The 17,726-nt window shown below is 63.4% G+C and carries 19 protein-coding genes; 5 read left to right on the top strand and 14 right to left on the bottom strand.

What is annotated here, in order from left to right; all coding sequences use genetic code 11:
- Window positions 1-108: 108 nt before the first annotated feature.
- Window positions 109-990, top strand: coding sequence for a sulfotransferase (locus JHD67_RS00190; RefSeq protein WP_199096139.1), 882 nt, complete (start codon window positions 109-111; stop codon window positions 988-990).
- A 73-nt stretch (window positions 991-1,063) separates the two neighbouring features.
- On the opposite strand, the gene kynU is transcribed toward JHD67_RS00190, so the two are convergent.
- The 3 genes from kynU to JHD67_RS00205 are packed head-to-tail and all read right to left on the bottom strand — an operon-like array spanning window position 1,064 to window position 3,935.
- Window positions 1,064-2,341 carry a kynureninase gene (kynU, locus tag JHD67_RS00195; protein WP_199096141.1) on the bottom strand — a complete coding sequence of 426 codons (1,278 nt, stop codon included), beginning with the start codon at window positions 2,339-2,341 and terminating at the stop codon, window positions 1,064-1,066.
- 56 nt (window positions 2,342-2,397) lie between these two features.
- Complete coding sequence (locus tag JHD67_RS00200) at window positions 2,398-2,904, bottom strand: hypothetical protein (RefSeq protein ID WP_199096142.1); 507 nt, start codon at window positions 2,902-2,904, stop codon at window positions 2,398-2,400.
- Window positions 2,901-3,935 (bottom strand): amidohydrolase family protein, encoded by a 1,035-nt coding sequence (locus tag JHD67_RS00205; RefSeq protein WP_199096144.1) that lies wholly within the window; start codon window positions 3,933-3,935, stop codon window positions 2,901-2,903. Before JHD67_RS00205 ends, JHD67_RS00200 begins: the two co-directional genes overlap by 4 nt.
- 193 nt (window positions 3,936-4,128) lie before the next feature.
- Between JHD67_RS00205 and JHD67_RS00210 the strand changes: the two genes are divergently transcribed.
- A complete protein-coding gene (locus JHD67_RS00210; RefSeq protein WP_199096145.1) occupies window positions 4,129-4,686 on the top strand; it encodes an ECF-type sigma factor in 558 nt (185 codons plus the stop codon).
- 71 nt (window positions 4,687-4,757) lie between these two features.
- Entirely contained in the window at window positions 4,758-5,132 is a 375-nt protein-coding gene (locus tag JHD67_RS00215; RefSeq protein WP_199096376.1) for a YciI family protein, read from the top strand.
- A gap of 11 nt (window positions 5,133-5,143) precedes the next feature.
- On the opposite strand, the gene JHD67_RS00220 is transcribed toward JHD67_RS00215, so the two are convergent.
- The 10 genes from JHD67_RS00220 to JHD67_RS00265 form a co-directional block, all read right to left on the bottom strand.
- Window positions 5,144-7,228, bottom strand: coding sequence for an FUSC family protein (locus tag JHD67_RS00220; protein WP_199096146.1), 2,085 nt, complete (start codon window positions 7,226-7,228; stop codon window positions 5,144-5,146).
- Between the two features lie 74 nt (window positions 7,229-7,302).
- Window positions 7,303-8,055, bottom strand: coding sequence for an N-acetylmuramoyl-L-alanine amidase (locus JHD67_RS00225; protein WP_199096147.1), 753 nt, complete (start codon window positions 8,053-8,055; stop codon window positions 7,303-7,305).
- A 118-nt stretch (window positions 8,056-8,173) separates the two neighbouring features.
- Window positions 8,174-8,737, bottom strand: coding sequence for an elongation factor P-like protein YeiP (yeiP, locus tag JHD67_RS00230; protein ID WP_199096148.1), 564 nt, complete (start codon window positions 8,735-8,737; stop codon window positions 8,174-8,176).
- A 131-nt stretch (window positions 8,738-8,868) separates the two neighbouring features.
- The gene (locus JHD67_RS00235) at window positions 8,869-9,630 is read right to left on the bottom strand and encodes an SDR family NAD(P)-dependent oxidoreductase (RefSeq protein ID WP_199096149.1); all 762 of its coding nucleotides are present in this window, start codon (window positions 9,628-9,630) and stop codon (window positions 8,869-8,871) included.
- Window positions 9,631-9,664: 34 nt separating this feature from the next.
- On the bottom strand, window positions 9,665-10,234 hold the full coding sequence (locus tag JHD67_RS00240; RefSeq protein ID WP_199096151.1) for a GNAT family N-acetyltransferase: 570 nt from the start codon (window positions 10,232-10,234) through the stop codon (window positions 9,665-9,667).
- A complete protein-coding gene (locus tag JHD67_RS00245) occupies window positions 10,231-10,698 on the bottom strand; it encodes a GNAT family N-acetyltransferase (RefSeq protein ID WP_199096153.1) in 468 nt (155 codons plus the stop codon). Before JHD67_RS00245 ends, JHD67_RS00240 begins: the two co-directional genes overlap by 4 nt.
- The gene (locus JHD67_RS00250) at window positions 10,692-11,303 is read right to left on the bottom strand and encodes a YdeI/OmpD-associated family protein (RefSeq protein ID WP_199096154.1); all 612 of its coding nucleotides are present in this window, start codon (window positions 11,301-11,303) and stop codon (window positions 10,692-10,694) included. Before JHD67_RS00250 ends, JHD67_RS00245 begins: the two co-directional genes overlap by 7 nt.
- Window positions 11,304-11,314: 11 nt before the next feature.
- On the bottom strand, window positions 11,315-11,800 hold the full coding sequence (locus tag JHD67_RS00255; RefSeq protein ID WP_199096156.1) for a GNAT family N-acetyltransferase: 486 nt from the start codon (window positions 11,798-11,800) through the stop codon (window positions 11,315-11,317).
- Entirely contained in the window at window positions 11,797-13,116 is a 1,320-nt protein-coding gene (locus JHD67_RS00260) for an amidohydrolase family protein (protein ID WP_233171530.1), read from the bottom strand. The genes JHD67_RS00255 and JHD67_RS00260 overlap by 4 nt, the downstream gene beginning before the upstream one ends.
- A gap of 326 nt (window positions 13,117-13,442) precedes the next feature.
- Window positions 13,443-13,871 (bottom strand): hypothetical protein, encoded by a 429-nt coding sequence (locus tag JHD67_RS00265; protein ID WP_199096161.1) that lies wholly within the window; start codon window positions 13,869-13,871, stop codon window positions 13,443-13,445.
- A gap of 74 nt (window positions 13,872-13,945) precedes the next feature.
- Between JHD67_RS00265 and JHD67_RS00270 the strand changes: the two genes are divergently transcribed.
- Together JHD67_RS00270 and JHD67_RS00275 are read left to right on the top strand one after the other, a co-directional pair.
- Window positions 13,946-14,092 (top strand): hypothetical protein, encoded by a 147-nt coding sequence (locus JHD67_RS00270; protein ID WP_199096163.1) that lies wholly within the window; start codon window positions 13,946-13,948, stop codon window positions 14,090-14,092.
- Between the two features lie 254 nt (window positions 14,093-14,346).
- Window positions 14,347-14,526, top strand: a complete 180-nt coding sequence (locus JHD67_RS00275; RefSeq protein ID WP_199096165.1) for an integrase core domain-containing protein — start codon at window positions 14,347-14,349, stop codon at window positions 14,524-14,526.
- 177 nt (window positions 14,527-14,703) lie between these two features.
- Here the strand turns inward: JHD67_RS00275 and JHD67_RS00280 are convergent, their stop codons facing one another.
- Complete coding sequence (locus JHD67_RS00280; RefSeq protein ID WP_199096167.1) at window positions 14,704-16,710, bottom strand: hypothetical protein; 2,007 nt, start codon at window positions 16,708-16,710, stop codon at window positions 14,704-14,706.
- Window positions 16,711-17,726 lie beyond the last annotated feature (1,016 nt).

The following is a 17,726-nucleotide window of genomic DNA, read 5'->3' on the forward strand; positions in this document are numbered from 1 at the left end:
TGTGAAGGGTGGGGAATGGATGGCATCGCGACTGGCCCGCAGGGGCCTCTCTCTCGCGTTCTGCGTCGATGGGGTGTCCTTGCCCCAAGATCCTCGCCCGGCAAAGCCATGGCGCCTTCGGTGGCGCCTGCATCGCAACCCGTGCTGAAAGACCTCGATGCTCAGGGTTTGTTCGTCATCGGTGCGGCACGCAGCGGTACCACCGTCTTGCAGAACGCGCTCAACGATTCGCATGACGTCTTTTTGTTTGGTGAGCCTTCATTCCACGACGATCCGGGGAGTGCCGATTTCGCACGGCGCTACAACGGCATGCACCGCGCCTGGGGCAACCAGGAGAATAAGAGCAGCTTCTGTCCGCCCCTGTTCGATGGCGATGCGACCTGGAGGCATTACCTCGACAGGCTCGCGAGCATGCATCGTTACGTGGGCAGCAAGATTGTGATCAACCCTGAGCATGCCGCTCGCGCTTGCGAGAGCGTGTTCGACTTTCAATGCCGTAACTTTTATCGCGCGCATTACATATTCACGTTTCGTCACCCGGTGGACGTGCTGATGTCGACGCGTGGTTTGGCCGAGCTCAGTGGCTACGAGGCGGTGAGTCATGAGGTGATTCTCGGCAGCTTCCTGCGCATCATGGGGCTGTACATTCGCATGTTGCGCAATCTGCCGTTCGTGACCTCCGTGTTTCATGAACACATGGATGCCCGTGCCTTTCGACAGCTGGGTAGCTGGCTGGATATCGACTTGGCGCGAGCGGCGAGTTACTACGATGACGCCCGCGTGCGGCACTACTCCATGGAGCAACTTCCCGGGCACGTGCAGCCCCTCGCAGCCGATGTGGTAAGGATCTACGAGGATCTGCGTGCGCAGGCGGAGGCCGGCTTTGACTTGATCCAGCTGGAGCAAAATGCGGGGAATTTCAGCCCCGGCCATGCAACCGCACTAGGTGCACTGAATCGTCGGATCGAGCAGCGGCTCGCCTCGGTATGAAGCGGACGGACGCAAGTCTGCTCTGATGACGGGGCAGGCGCGGCCACTGCAACGCCCAGCCCCTCAGTTCACGCTATAAGCTCGCCCACTGCCGTGCAGTGTGCGCAAACGCCACGCAGTCCGCATAGCGGTTGTACAGGGGCGCGGGGGAGATACGGATCACGTCCGGTTCGCGCCAATCGCCGATGATGCCGTTTTCCATCAGGTATTCGAATAGCGCGCGACCGCGTTCACGGCCACCCAGAACGCGGATGGAGAGCTGGCTGCCGCGACGTTCCGGCTCCGCCGGTGTCACTACTTGCAGCACATCGTGCAGCTGGCTCTTCACCAGCCACTCCAGGTAGCCGGTGATATGCAACGATTTGGCACGCAGGCGCGACATGCCGGCGCGGCGGAAAATCTCCAGCGAAACTCGCAGCGGCGTCAGCGCGAGAATGGGGGGATTGCTCAGCTGCCAACCATCGGCGCCATAGGTGGGGATGAATTCGGGCCCCATCTGGAAGCGCGTGGCCTTGTCGTGCCCCCACCAGCCGGCGAAGCGTGGAAGCTCCGTGCGCGCATGACGCTCGTGCACGAAGGCGCCCCCGACGGCGCCAGGGCCGCTATTGAGGTACTTGTAGCTGCACCAGATGGCAAAGTCCGCGCCGCTGTCGTGCAATTGCAGCGGCATGTTGCCCACGGCGTGCGCGAGGTCGAAGCCCACCATGCAGCCATGGCGGCTGGCCAGGCGGGTGATACCAGCGAGATCGAACGCCTGTCCCGTGCGGTACTGGATGCCCGGCAGCATCACCAGTGCGATGCGCGAGCCGTGCTCTGTGAGTACTCGCTCGATCGCCTCCATCGAGATCAGGCCGCTGGACGGGTCGCTTTCGAGCTCGATGAGCGCCGTGGTCGGGTCGTAGCCATGAAAGCGGATTTGCGACTCCACCGCATAACGATCGGTGGGAAAAGCGCCGGCCTCAATCAAGATGGCGTGGCGTTCCGGCGTAGGGCGGTAGAAGCTCACCATCATCAGGTGCAGGTTCACGCCGAGCGTATTCATCGCAACGACTTCGGTGGGCTGTGCGCCAACGACCGTGGCGAGGTCGTCACGCACGAACTCGTGGTAATCCATCCACGGCAAGCGGCCCTTGAAGTGGCCTTCCACGCCCAGTTCGCCCCAGTAATCCAGCTCGGCGCTCAGCGCGGGCCGCACGGCGCGTGGCTGCAGGCCCAGCGAGTTGCCGCAAAAGTAGTGACTGTCGCGCCCCTCATGCGGCGGTATCAGGAACTCATCGCGAAAGCTGCGCAGCGGATCGGCGGCATCCTGGGCTTGCGCCCAGGCGAGGGTGGCTTCGTAGGGTGCGGACATGGGGTATCTCGTGCTGAGGCGATGCGCGCGTGGCGGCGCGTCGCCGGTGAGGCAGGTTACTTCAGGCGGCTGGCAATAGCGTCACAGCCCTTGTCGAACGCGGTACGCCAGGCGGCGCCCGCCTGGCTCTGCGAGGGGCGCACGCAGCGCAGCTGGATGGCGTGATTGTCCTTGAACCAGTAGCGCTCGGTGTAGCTATACGGCGCCCCGTTTTCCTGTGCGGTATAGACGAAATTGTCGCTGCCTTGGGTGCTGCCGGCCTGGTAGCCGGTGAGTGCCTTGGCCTTGCTCATGGCGCCGTTCACATACGCCTGAAAGGCGCTGGCATCGGGCAGCTGCTTTACCGTTACGGTCACGCGCGCGAGGCTGCTGCTGGCGGTGGGCGAGGGGTCCGGTACCTGGAACACGCGCACTTCCGGATCCCCTTGGGTTTCCATGATGCCCAGCCATTGATCGGGCGTACTGAAGCTGACGCTGCCATTGGCCATGCTGATGTCGGTGGCGTGCGCGGCGCCGGCCAGCACCAGGGCGCTGGCGATAACCATGTTGCGGATAAAGCTCATGCCTGCTCCTGAGAAACGGCGGTCGGTTCAAAACGATGGCGTGGCAGCCCCAGCCATTCCAGGGCGGTGCCATGAAAGAGGCGTGCGCGATCGGCATCGTCGAGACCCAATGCCTCGATGCCGCTGCCCGGCACTTGTTCCCCCAAGGGGAAAGGATAATCGGTACCCAGCATCACGCGATCGACGCCGGTCACATCCAGGAGATAGCGCAGCGCGTGCGGGTCGTGGACGCAGGAGTCGAAATACAGGCGCTTGAGGTATTCGCGCGGGTTGCGTGGATTGTCCGTGGCCACCAGGTCTGGCCGCATGCGGAAGCCATGCTCGATGCGGCCGATGCTCCAGGGGAAGCTGCCGCCGCCGTGGGCCAGCATCACGCGCAGTTTGGGCAGGCGTTCCAGCACGCCGCCGAACACCAGGCAGCAGCCCGCACGTGACTGCTCCGCCGGCATGCCGACCAACCAGGGCAACCAGTACTTGGGCATGCTGGCGGCGCCCATCATGTCCCAGGGGTGCACCATCACCGCCGCACCGAGATCGGCCGCGGCCTCGAAGAAGGGAAACAGCTCCGGCGCGTCCAGGTTCCAGTCGTTGCAGTGCGAGCCAACCTGCACGCCCTGCAGGCCCAGTTCGTCGATGCAGCGTTCCAGTTCGCGGATCGCCAGATCCGGCGACTGCAGTGGCACCGTGGCGATGCCCGCGTAATGCCGCGGATGGTCGTTGCACAGCACGGCCAACTGATCGTTCAGGTGACGATGCAGCTCCAGCGCCTGATATCCCGGTGCCCAATACGAGAACAGCACCGGCACCGTGGACACCACCTGCACATCGACACCGAAGCGGGCGTAGTCATCGATGCGGTGGCGTGCATCGAAGGCCGATTCCCAGACTTCGCGGAAGAACTTGCCATCCTTGTAAATACGGTGTCGTCCATCGTTGTGGATCATCACCGGAAAACGATCGTCGCCGTACTTGGCCGCCAGATTCGGCCAGTCGCGGGGCAGGATGTGCGCGTGGGTATCGATCTTGAGCATGTCGCCCAGTGTACGTCCTGGGCGACTGAGCGTCGCGGCATGACGACTGGCCTACCAGCCCCCGGATGCTGGCGCCCTATACTGGAGCCTGCCCGGAGCGGGCGGTCGACAGGGGGTTCGGCATGCACCAGGACGGTTGGCGGGGGCTGGGTTTTGCGGCGCCGCAATATCTACATTGCGCGAGTGCTGCGCCGTGAGCGCGGATATCACGCGCCTGCTAGGCGCTGCGCGCGAGGGCGATGACCAGGCGCTGGACGCGGCCCTGCGCCTGCTCTATGACGCGCTGCATCGGCTGGCGCACGAACAACTGCGTCAGGACCGCAACGAACGCACGCTCAGCGCGACCGCGCTGGTTAACGAAGCCTATCTGCGGGTGTTCCAGGGCGCCGCATTGCCATCATGGGAAAGTCGTGGGCATCTGCTGGGCATCACCGCCCGGGCCATGCGTCAGGTGCTGATCGACGCGGCCCGTCGACGCAAGGCTGCCAAGCGCCCCCAGGCCAAGGATCGCCTGGAGCTATCCGAAGTCGCGGCGGCGCTGGTGGGCGAGGTGGAGCCCGATGCGCTGGAACACGCGCTTGATCGGCTGGAGGCCATCGATCCCCGCCAGGCCAGGATCGTGGAAATGCGCTTCTTTGTCGGTCTCACCGCGGAGCAGATCGGCGCGGCGCTCGCCATATCCCCCTCCACCGTGCAGCGGGAATGGCGACTGGCCCGCGCGTGGTTGCAGCGGGAGCTGCAAACGGACTGAACGTGCGTCGCCGACGTTTTGCCGGCATGATGGCCGGCGCGGTGACATCCGCCGAGCCACGGGAGGCAAGCATGAAGTTCCTGGTCATGATCTATAGCGACGACAGCCTGCTCAATGCGCTGCCGCCCGGTGAATTCGACAGCATGATGCGCGACTGCTTCGTGCATGCCGATGCCTTGCGTGCCGAAGGGTGCCTGCTCGATTCCATGCAACTGGAAAGCCCGGTGCAGGCCAAGTCGCTGCGCATGCGCGACAACACGATGAGCGTGATCGATGGCCCGTTTGCCGAGGCCAAGGAATACCTCGGCGGATTCAACCTGATCGAAGCGGCGAACATGGACGAGGCCCTGCGCATCGCACGCACGTTCCCGTGGTCGCGCACGGGGCGTATCGAGGTTCGCCCCGTGCGTGATATCGATGCGGTGAGGCAGCGCGTCGGCGCCTGAGCCTGGCGCGCTTAAACCGTTTCGACCGACTTGCTGCGACTGCGCCCGGTGACATGGGCCAGGGTATTGACGTTATCCACCAACCGATCGCTGATGCGCGTCAGCAGCTCGGCGGATGGCTTTTCGTCGGACATGCTCAGCAGCGCCGCCAGCGAGCGCTGCAGGCCTCGTAGATCGGGCAATTGATCCGGTGCGCGTTGCGCGCGCAGGGCGCCGGAAACCTCATGCAGCGCTTCGGCTACCTGGGTGACGAAGATGCACATCTCGGCCATTTCCGGCAGGTGATCGTGATCGTCGATCAACGCCTCCAGCGTCATGGCCGTACGCGCCAGGCGATTGCCGTTGGCAAACAGTGCGTTGGCCAGCTCCAGCAAGGCGGGGGGCGTGGCCGGCTCCGCGCGCATGCGGTCCAGCGAAGCCTGCGCATTGCTGCGTGCGGTGCGCGCGGCCGTGCGGGCTTCGCGCCGGCTATCGCGGCGCTCCGGGCGTGCCAGCGCCTGCAGGTAGTCGGCATAGGCATCGAGCATGTCCGACAGGGCGGCGCGGGCGCGCCCCCGCTCCCAGGTCGGCCACAGCACATACGCCAGCAGGGCCATGCCGCTGCCCAGCGCGGTGTTGATGACGCGATCGGTCACCGCATCGGTGGAATTGACGCCCTCGAACGACAGCAGGATCACCACCGTGCCGGTCAGCGCCGCCACGGCCACGCCGTAATGCGCGGTAGCCAGATATCGAAAAGCCATGCACAGCAACGCCATCAGGGCGAGATGCGCCCAGGCCTCGTGCGGGGTGTAGTGCAGCAACGCCGTGGTGAGGATCAGCCCGAGCACGGTGCCCACCACGCGCAGCAGCCCGAAGTTAAACGTGGCGGCGAAATCCGGGCGCAGCACGATGGCGGCCGTCATCGGCAGCCAGTAACCATGCGGTAGCCCCAGTTGCCGCGCCACGAACAAGGTGGCGGACAAGGTGACCGCACTGCGAATGGCGTGACGAAACGCCACGGAGTGTGGAGTGAGATTGGCGCGAAAGGTGGCGCGCGCCGAGCTGCTGCGCAGGGCGGCCGGTAGCGGCGTCTCCGCGTCGGCCGCGCGCAGTTCGCCGCGGCTGCCCGCCCAGTTGGCGTTACGAACTGCGGCGGCGAGCTGGCCGGAAAGGGCGTGGATGTGCGTCGCCAAGCCATCGGCGTTGCCGCCGTTGCCGAGCAAGGCGTTCTCGCTGGCTTGCAGCGTCTGCAAAGCATGTTCGGCCTGGCGCGGCGATTCACCGGCTTCCAATGCCTCGGCGACGGCGGCCAGTACGCGGGCGGCGTCGCCGCGGAACATGGCGTGGATAGTGGGGTTGGCACGCAGTTCCGCCATGGCGGTGAGTTCCAGGCGGATACGCTCGGCCAGCTCCAGCAGCACGCCGAAGGCTTCCATGGCGCGTCCGCGCGCATGGTGGCGCCCCAGCAGGGTGTGTTGCAGCGTGGTCATGGCATCGGTCAGCGCGGGCACATCGGCGTCGTCATGCGCTTGTTGCTTGGCCAGCGACGCCAGGCCGCGATACACGGCCGCCAGCGCATGGCGCTCGGGGCGATAGCGCTGTAGCGGCCACGCGGCCACCGAAAACACGGTAAGCAGCAAGCCGCCGGAGAAGATCAGCGCGGCTGCGCCCAGGGCTTCCATGAAGGGGCGTGGTGTAGCCGCTGTCACCACCAGCAGGATCATGCTGGTCATGCCTACGCGGGTCATGTCCGGCCCGAATACCACCAGCAAGCCGCCGAAGAAGCCAAAGGCCGCCGTGGCAATCAGCATCGGCACCAACTGGTCGCCGATCAGGAAGCCGAGCAGGGAGGCCACGCCCGCGGCCAGTGATGCCAAGAGCAGGCGTGTCATGCGCTGGCGGTACGGGCCCGGCTGGTCGGAGAACATGGTATCCAGCGCACCCGCGCCGATGCCCAGGCCGATACCCGGGTGTCCCACCAATATGCCGATGGCCAGCGGCAGGATTACCGCCGCCGTATTGCGGATCACCACGCGCAACGGCACGTCCGGCCGCTTGGTGGTGAGCAAGCTGTCGACGACGCTGGCGCGTAGCGAATAACCGCTGGCAGACATGGGGCTTCGTTCACTCCTAAACGATGCGTGGATTGTGCCTCAGGCCGCCTGAAGCGAGCGCGACGAAACCGGTGTCAGCGAACGGCGCCGAGCTGGCGCGACAGCGCGTAGAGAATGCGCAGGTCTTGGTCGTCGAGCGTGTCGCCATCCATGCCGCGAAAATGGTGGTGGAAAGAGCGCACCGTGGCGGTGCGGTTGTCCAGCGGGTAGCCGATCAGGCCCAGCGCCATCCACGGATCGAAGGTAGCCGGTGGATCGACCAGCGTCCCGCGTGGCCACAGGCCAAAGCCGGCCTGGGCTAGCTTTTGCCAGGGAAAGCGTGGGCCCGGATCGTCCTTGCGACCAGGCGCGAGATCTTCGTGGCCGATGATCTGCGTGGGCGGGATGCGCCAGCGCTGTGTGAGATCGGCCAGCAGGCCTAGCAGGCTGTCGATCTGCGCCTGGGTAAAGGGCGAGTCGCCATCGTTGTCCAGTTCGATGCCGATCGACGCCGAATTGACGTCGGTGATGGTGCCCCAGCGCCCGGCACCGGCATGCCAGGCGCGTTGTTCATCGGCCACCAACTGATAGATGTGCCCATCGTTGCCAACCAGGTAATGCGCGCTCACCGGGCCGCCGCTATTGCCTGTGCGCAGCGTATGCAGTGCCTGCGCGGCGGAATGTTCATTGGTGAAATGAAGGACGATGAGCACCGGTCGGCGCGCATCCATATTCGGCGAGGGGACCCATTGCGCCATCGGGTTGTGCACCGGCACGGGCGCACAGGCAGCCAGCACGGACAGCAGCGAAGACAACAACAACGCACGCCGGGGGGCGATCGAAGGCATGGCGGTCTCGTCACGGGGGAGTGTGACGAAACTGCCGCAGCCGCTGCGCGAGGTCAAGCTAAATGAAAACGGCGCCCGGTAACCCGGGCGCCGCTGTCGGACAACGTGTGCGCAAGGCTCAGGCGCGGCCGGCGAACTCGCCGGTAAGCGTGTTCACCCACACCTTCTCATCGTTGGTGATGTATTCGGGCACCTGGATTTCGATGCCGGTGTTGAGCTTGGCCGGCTTGGTGCGCTTGGTGGCGCTCGCACCCTTGAGTTCCGGTGCGGTGTCGACCACGGTGAGCGTTACGCTGGTCGGCACCTGCAGGCCTACCGGGGCGTCGTCGATCAGCTGGACGTAGTAGCCCTCGACGCCTTCCACGATATAGCCGCCGTTCTCGCCGATCAGTTCGGGTGAGAGCAGGTACTGGGTGTAATCCTCGTTGTCCATGAACACGAAGGCGCCGTCGTCCATGTACGAAAAATTCGCCGCGCGGCGCACCAGGTCCATTTCCTTCAGATCGTCGTCGGCACGCAGGCTCAGGTCGAACTTGCGGCCACCGGGGATCGAATACATGGTGAAGCGGAAAGTCACATTGCCGCCGCGCGCGGTGGGCGCGCTGCGTTCGATATCGCGCACCTGGTACACGGTGCCTTCGTGTTCGACTACGTTGCCTTTCTTGACGTCGGAAGCTTTCATCGGTGTAAGACCAAATAGTTGGGGCGTTTCACGATCGTCATTCCTGCGAAAGCGGGAATCCAGCGTCTTTCATCCTCAGACGCCAAAGTCACCGGCTCCACGCTTTCGCCGGGGATGACGGGGAAGGGGAATTACTTCGGCTGCAGACGCACCGCGCCATCGAGGCGGATAGTTTCGCCGTTGATGTAGCGATTGCCCAGGATAAAGCCCACCGTGTTGGCGAACTCGTCTGGCTTGCCCAGGCGCGAGGGGAACGGGATGGAGGCCGACAGCGCCTCCTGCACCTGCGGCGGCATGCCATCCACCATCGGGGTCCAGAAGATGCCCGGGGCGATGGTCGCCACGCGGATGCCAAAGCGCGACAGCTCGCGCGCCATCGGCAGGGTCATGCCCACCACACCGCCTTTGGAGGCGGAGTAGGCGGCCTGGCCGATCTGGCCCTCGTACGCGGCCACCGAGGCGGTGTTGATGATCACGCCGCGCTCGCCGTCTTCGCCGGCCTCGTTGTGCTGCATGAGGGCGGCGCCCGCCTTGGCCACATTGAAGCTGCCCACCAGGTTCACCATCACGGTGGTGGCGAAGGTATTGAGCGGCATCGGGCCTTCCTTGCCCAGCATGCGGCCGGCGCCCAGGATACCCGCGCAGTTCACCACCACGTTGAGGCCGCCCATGGCGTCGCGCGCCGCGGTGACGTTGGCGCTCACGCCCTCTTCGGAGGTGACGTCGGTGCGGAAGAAGTGGCCGTTGAGCGCCTTGGCGGCGTCCTGGCCCTTGTCCTCGTTGACGTCGAACAGGGCGACCTTGCCGCCGTGGGCGACGATGAACTGAGCCACCGCGTGGCCGAGACCGGAGGCGCCGCCGGTAATGATCGCCTTGACCTGATTGAGCTGCATGGGGGTGTCCGCTGAATGAGTCCAGCGGACAAGTTTAGCCGACCTGCAGCAGGGCCCGCAGTGCCGGGTCGTCGACCAGTTGGACGAAGGGGCGCACGGGCTGCGGCGGGTTGCCAGGCGCCTGCAGCTCCTTTTGCCATACGCCCACGTCCCACCAGCGGCCAAGCTTGTAGCCGGCGCTGCGCCAGACCCCGGCAGGGGTGAAATCCATGGCCTCGTGCATGGCGACGCTGGCCTGACCGGGCAGGGTAATGACGCCCACCGCCTGGTTGAGTCCCTGCAGGCGCATGCTGTCCAGCAGGCCGCGGTAAAGCCGGCTGGCGATGCCGCGCCGTCGGGCATCGGCATGGACATAGATGGAAGTCTCGGCGATCCAGTCATAGGCCGCCCGTTCGCGGAAGCGACTGGCATAGGCATAAGCGAGCACGCGGCCATGCTCCTCCCAGACCAGCCACGGGTACTGGCGCAGGCGCGTGATGATGCGTTCGCGCATGGCGTCCACGCCGGGCGGTTCGGTTTCGAAGGTCTCCACGCCATCCAGCACGGAAGGGGTATAGATGGCATGGACGGCAGCGGCGTCGTCTGCGCGGGCGATGCGGATCATGCGAGGGCTTTCTCCATGCAGACGCTGCGGGGATTGGCGTGGTGCTCGCCAAAAGGCGGGCAGCGGCGATAGCCGGCGTGCTCGTACAGTTCCAGCGCCTCGGCCTGGGCGGTGCCGGTCTCCAGGCGGATCAACCGGCCGCCGCCGCGACGCACTTCCTTCTCCAGCGCCTCCAGCAACTGTTTACCCAGGCCCAGCCCGCGGCAGGCCGGCAACACGTACATGCGCTTCACCTCGACATAACCGGCATGCCATACGCAGGCGCCGCAAGCCACCGGGAGGCCATCCACCCGGGCGGTGAGGAAGGTGACATTGGGCTGTTTCAGCTCCTCCACCGGCACCGGATGGATATTGCCGGTGGGATAGAGCTCCGCCAAATAGCCGTCCAATTGCTCGATCAGCGGCATCACCTCCGAGGAGGCGGGGTCGTCGATGGCGAAGTGCAGCTGGGGTGCCTTCAGCATGATTCGTACTTCCAGTTGCGGCGCTTGCCTTCCGTCAGCCACTCCAGCGCGCTGGCGATGCGCTTTTGGCGCGTGGCGTCGGTTTTCGCTTCCGTAATCCAATCCACATACTCGCGCTGTGCACCCGGCGGGAAACTCTCGTAATGCTTGCGCGCGGCGGCGTGCTGCTTTTTTTCGAACAGCGCGGCGAGGTCCGGCGGCAGCGACGGTGGCGGTTTCGGCGCGCTCTTGGGACGCGCGGCGCGGGTGCCATCGGCAATGGCCGCCGCGGCCTTCTTCACGAGGACGGTAAGTTCCTTCTTGCTGGGCAGATCCTTAAGCTCAGAAAGCTTGCCGAATTGCCCCATGCCCTCGTCACGGCTTTGGTCCGCATGGGCCACCACGTCCTTGCCGCGCCAGAAACCGAAGGAGCAGTGTTGCTTGAACGCCGCCATGTGGCACAGGGGCGCGCCCTGGTAGAGGAAGAACGGCATGCTCCACTTGATGGCCTCTTGCGCGTCCGGGCAAGCCGCATGCACCACGGCACGCAAATGTTCCAGGATGGGCCGGGCGAACTCGGCCGACTTGGCGATGTATGCATCGACCCTGGGATCGTGGTTGGACATGAGGTGGCCTCCTACAGTTCGCGGATAAAGAACCGGTCGCAGCTGAAATGTCCGGTGCCGCCCAGGGGCGCAGGCAGCGTGGTGAATCCGTGACGGTGATAGAGCGCTTGCGCTGCGTCCATCCCGGTGAGCGTTTCCAGGTAGCACTGGCTGAAGCCATGCTCGCGCGCCGCGTCAAGGCAGCGCAACATCATGGCATGGCCCGCGCCCAGGCCGCGCGCCTGCGGTAGAAAGTACATCTTGCGCAGCTCGCATACCGCCGAATGGCCGCCCTCCAATGGAGCGACGCCACCGCCGCCCAGCACTTCGCCGTTGCGTTCCACCACGAAGTAGGCGCTTCGTGGGCGGCGGTACGCCTCGTACATGGTGTCCACTTCGGCATCGTGAATCGCGAAGCCCGGGCCATCCGCGCCGAACTCCGGCATCACCGCGCGAATGATATGGGCCATGGCGGCGTTGTCGCGTGCCTCGATGGGGCGGATCAGATAGTCGGTCATGGTGTGCTTTGTGGTGTGCGGTAAACGATACCGTCCTTCATCACGAAGACGGGGTGAGCCAGATCCTCGATGTGCGCGCTGGGATCGCCCTGGAACGCCGCCAGGTCCGCGCGAAGGCCCGGCGCGATGCGTCCGAGTGCTTGCGGTTGACGCAGGATGCGCGCGGCGACGTCCGTGGCGGCGTGCAGCGCCTGCGGCGCGGTCATGCCGTCGCGCACCATGTTGGCCGGCTCGCGCCAGTTGTCGCCATGCGCGAACACGCCGACATCGCTGCCGTTACCGATGGTTACGCCGAGCTTGAGCGCGGTGCGGAAGGCACGTTTGGCCTCCTGCATCCGCGCGGTGGGTGGGCTTTGGCCCGGCACGTAGTGCTCGAAATACTGTGCGGTGGATTCCACGGCAGTGAGCGTGGGCTCATAAGCCACGCCGTGTTGCTTGAGCAGGCGGAAGGTAGCCTCGCTGGCGCCGTAGCCATGCTCGATGCTGTCCACGCCGGCTTCCACGGCCAATCGCACGCCGGCATCGCTGGAAGCGTGCGCGGCCACCGGGCGCCCGGAGAGATGCGCGGTATCCACGATGGCTTTCATCTCCGCCAGCGATAGCGTGGGCTGCGTGCTGCCATCGGTGCCGACGCGGTAATCGGCATACAGCTTGATCCAGTCCGCGCCGCGACCCGCCTGCTCGCGCGTTGCGCGAATGGCTTCGTCGACACCGCTGATTTCCTCGGCGCCGCCCGGTAAATCCATGTCGGGGCGGAATCCGCGCGGACCGGGGCCGTAGCTGGCGGTAGCAACAATGGCGCGGGTAGCGACAAACAGATGCGGACCGGGAATCATGCCGTCATCAATGGCGCGTTTGACCGAGACATCGGCATAGCCGGCACCCTCGGTGCCCAGGTCGCGCAAGGCGGTAAAGCCAGCGAGCAAGGTGGCGCGTGCGTGCACGGCGGCGGCCAGGGTGCGGTAGTCCTGCGGTTCCTTGAGCACCTGATCGTTCCACAACGTCTCGTTGTAGGGATGCAGGAACACGTGCGAGTGCAGGTCGATCAGGCCAGGCAGCAGCGTAGCGCCGGGTAATTCAATGCGCTGGGTGTCGGCCGGTACGCTCAGGCTGCGGGTGGGGCCAACGGCGGCAATCGCGCCCTCATGCACCAGTACGGCCCAGCCGGGGTGAGCGACATCGCCATCGGCCGTCCATACGCGATCAGGTAGCAGCAGGACGTCGCCGTGGGGCGTCGGCGTTGCCGCGACTGCCGCTCCCGCGAGCAAACTTGTCGCTACCACGCCCAGCCAACTCGCCCACCTGTTCCAAGGCATTGCCCGCCCCCGCATATGTGAAGCCTGATTCTAGCCACAGGGTGCGTGTGCAGGCGAGTCGATGGCGTCAGAGAAGGCTTGGTCGCATCGGTCACCTTAGCTCTGGTGCGACGGCTCGTGAAGATCAATGGCAGGCGCCGCGCTTGAGGTTTCGCCATGGACGCCTGTCGTTCGGGAGACCACTCGGCATTTTGAGCCTTGTCCGATTTTTGGGCGTAGAACTCCCCGTTAGTCTCGAAACTGCCAGCAAGATCGTTCGCGTCTATCTCCCCGATCGGCAGCGGCGAGCTTGTTGGTGCTGTACGCAGGAAGGGCGTGGCAGTCACTCAAGCAGTGGGTTCGCTCTCCACTTTTTCGAATATCCCCAGGCCATCGCGGGCTGCGACGTTTGTCGCGGTGCGGGGAGGCTTGCCTCGAAGGAAGCGAACGTCGTGAAGCATCGAGTAAACCTTTTGCATAGACGATCCTGGTGCATTGTGATGGGCATCTGCACACCGCTGGCTACGGCCATGGCGCAGTCGCACGAAAGCGCCGCACAGGAGATTCTCCGTCAACGAGAGCGCGAGCGCGCTCTGAATGCATCCCACCCCAAAGCACGTTGTTGTTGCAAACCGGGAGAGGTTCACTTCCTGCGCGGTGGGTGGTGTGCCTGGCGAATGCCCGCGAATCGCAGGGTCGGCGAGCAATTTGTCGCGCTCGACATCCTCGCGCAGCGGTGCGCAAAAGGTCGCGCCTCGTTCGGCGTTGATCTCCACCAGTAGGACATCATGGAAAGTGAACCTGACCCCGTTTGACCCCGTTTTACCCGCGTACGCGTGACGATGGTCCGTTGATCATCGCCATCGAGGCGCATCTGAAGGACAATCCGGGCCACGGTTTTGGCCTGCTTTTCGATCAAGCCCTTCGGCCCGAGGGGTTCGGTAAGACCCGTATTTGGCGGGTCTACGTGGCCCTGAAGCTAAACCCGCCGCGTTGAGGCAAGCGGCGCCAGCCTGATCGCATCCGCGAACCGCTGGAGATTCCCATGCACGCCGATCACACCTGGTCGGCGGATTTCATGAGCGACGCGCTGTGGTCGGGCCGACGCTTTCGCACCTTCAACGTTCAACGATCAACGTTCAACGATGATTTCAATCGCCAGTCACTGCGTATCCAGATTAATACAAGCCTGCCCTCGCAACGCGTCATTCGGGTGCTGGACGAGCTTGTCGAGCTTCGCGACGGCTGCGATTGGACAACGGCCTGGAGTTCATCAGTGCGGCGCTCAAGCAATGGGCGCAACGTCACGGCGTCGAACTGCTACACATCCAGACAGGCAAGCCCACTCAGAACGCGTATATCGAGCGCTTCAACCGCACCGAAGGCCGGACCGCTACGTCTTCACCACACTGGCCCAAGTCCGACGCATGACCGACGACTGGCAACACCGCTACAGCCATGACCGACTGCATCGCTCTCTCGGCGGTCTGTCGCCCATCCGCTATGCCATGGCATCATCAATCACCTCTACTTCTGAATGACTCGAAGTACGAGGGCGCTTCAGCCTGCCTATGGCCGCACCGGCCGCATACACCAAATATGTCGACGTCAATTGTTCGGCAATACCGGCAATACAATGGATCGACGATAGATCGAATTGGTGCCCGATGTGGAGTAGTTGGCTTCTGAGTCGGAGTAATAGATGAAATACGTAGCGCCGATTTTCGCCAGTTGGGGGTAGCCGATCCAGCAGTCCCCTGGCTGAATCTGCTTCATGATTGGATTGAAGGATGATTTCGCCCATTTCGAAGGGTCTGCAAGTGTGGCCTGCGCGTTTCGTGCTAGGCCTATACCCCACGTGCCCGTGGTCGTTGCGGAACATATATAGGTCTCTGCGCCCTCAAACACCATGTAGTAATAGCCGTCTTCGTTGATGACCCCACCCGCTCCGTAGTTGTTTGCGTCCCACGTGTTCGCAGGTGATTGCGCGAGGGCTCCGATGGTGGGGTCTGACCATAGCGCGGACGCCGATGGCCACGTCGCCTGCGAATTCCATGACTGCAGATAGCTCATACTGGCTTGGTGGCGGCTGGTCTTGTTGGCTGTTGAGTCCACATCGACCCATTGAAGATAGAGCGCAGACGACTCGACATCCTGTAAGACACTGGGCGTGCTGGCACTACTGGTGTAAGAGGGTGGGGTGACCAGTCCGCCTTGAACCGTCCAGTTGTGTAGGCCGTCGGGAGAGTAGGCCAGTAACGAGGAAAATGGGTGCGTACCGGCGCCCTCAAAAACCAGGTAGTAGCCCGAAGCCGTTTGAAACGGTGAGCCATCGTAGGCTGCCGTCAGGCTCCCAAAGCCTGGTACATTGGGATTGGGGGACACGGCGATGATCGGGCGGGGTTGCACTTCAAAAGTCAAACCGCCGTCGGAGGAAACGCCCGCATATTGTTCTAGCGAGCTGTCGGACGCGGTTTGGCGGAAATAGCCATAAACTTGCCCATTGGTTTGCGGCAGCACTGTCATGCGGCCGGGGGTGCTGCTGATACCAGGCGTCCCGGGCGCGCCCTGACCGTAGTAACTGATCTGCTGATAATCCGTGCTCTGGGGCGAAAGTAGCTGGATGCGAATCTGGTCCACCGCCAAGCCTGCATCAGACCAGTCGGACAGCAGCAAGCCACCGTTCTTGTAGGTAATAGTGGGGAGGGCTTTGTACCACTGATACGAAGTGCTAGAGACGCCAGTGCTCTGTTGCGCCAGTTGCGTGCTACCTGATTTCGCAATTAATCCGAAATTGTGGCTGCTGCCATCGAGTGACTTCATTCGCACATCGACCGTGTACTGGGCGCCCGCCACCAGTGATGTCGCCGCCACGTTCCACCACAGGTAAATGCCCGTCGCGCTCAACGTCACGGCCTGACCATTGCTCGCGGCGATATCATTGATAGCTGTTCCTCCCGCGATGCTTTCCGCCTCAGCGCTGAGCGTGCCGCCCAGGCTGGCATTGCCATACCACCAGTGGTAGAGGCCAAGCGTGCCATCCATGGGTTTGTTTTGCACTAGTCTCACTTGGTCGATCGCCAGACCAGCGCTGGAATAGTCCGCTATTCTTAAGTTGGATCCCATGTAGTCAAAGCTGCCTACGTTGATCCACTGGTAGGTCGTTCCTGTAATGGGGACAGACAGCATAGCCGCCTGCGTACCGTTCACGTAGACGAAATCCGTGAAATTCAAGGTGCCACCGTTTTGTGTGCGTGCTCTCAAATAGACGGAATAGGAACCATGAGGCAGACTGGTCGTAGTGGGCTGCCACCACGTATAAATACCATCGGTTGTCCGAGTTACCGCTGTGCCAGACATCGAGGCCGGATCGGAAACCAAATTGCCGCCGGACACATCCTTCGCGTTGGCAGTTATCACGGGCTCAATGATGATGCGATCCACCACAAGCAAGGCATCCGACCAATCCGCGAGGCGCAGCGTCGAGCCTGCAAAACCAAACTCGCCTAAGCGATACCACCGGTAAGCTTTTGAGGTGATGCTTGTGGACATGGTTCCGACTTGAGCGTCATCGGCATAGGCCAGATCGGTGAACTCGTGAGGTTGACCGTCCACACTTCGCGCTCGTACAAAGACAGTGTAATCGCCCGAGGGTACGTTTCCACTGGGCAATACCCACCACGTGTAAATGCCCTCTGTCGTGCGAGTAACGGCCTGCTGGCCACTGGCATCACTGTCGGTAATTACAGTGCCGCCCGAGACAGCTTCTGCCTCCGTGGCGCGTTGCGCGGTCGCGGCCACTGCGGTGCAAGGAGAGCAACACGCCAAAATAAGCGTGGCAAGGCGTGAACGCCTAAGATTCTTCAAAGTGTTTCCCCTGAGTGGATGTGGAGTAGCTAATACAGTCGCTGTTGATCCTGAAGCAGGTGCAGAGCTTGCGGCCCAGAAAATTGTCTGGCTTTGGAGCGTCCGACCTACAGTAAGTAGACGCAATCGAAGTGTCTCCTTTTCGCGGCGACGTTGCTTCCCGCGGTTGCATAGTTAATGCGTAGGCAGGGGCTGGCGTGTGATTGATTTCTCAGAAGGGAATACTCGATGCTGGGCGTTCGCCATAGGCAGTTCTTGCAGTCGCATTGGATTTTGTTTTCACCGCGTGTCAGTGTGCGGTTTCTGTGAGGCGCCGCTCACGGCCATCCCCATAACGTCATCGATGTTTGTGGTATGGATGCGCGTCCATGGAATTGCCGCCAACGCTTTTAATGCGGCAGCCAAGGGAAGGGTAAGTGTGCAGCAAGTTCTCAGATCCTATCGACGCCCCTGCGTCAGGGTGCCTAGTCATGGCCATCACGGCAGGTAGGGGCACACCTTGCTTAGCGGCCTCCGTCAAAAAGCCTGACCTTAGGCTGTGCGCCCCAAAGTCCCCCTCCAGCACCGCCATTGAGGCCCGTCGCTTGACGATCGCGGCTATCGCCCCCGGCAGCACGGCCGGACCGAAGCGATCTTCCAAATTCGCCGAGACTTGCTCCTTCATGAATCCCCGTCGCCTCGATCCACGCCGACAGCGCCTGGACGCTGCGCCCCAGGATTGGCTTGTGCCCGGTTTCGAAATTACCTTGACGCCCGCCTGTCGC

The organism is Dyella sp. ASV21, from assembly GCF_016428975.1.
In the GTDB taxonomy this organism is placed as follows: domain Bacteria; phylum Pseudomonadota; class Gammaproteobacteria; order Xanthomonadales; family Rhodanobacteraceae; genus Dyella.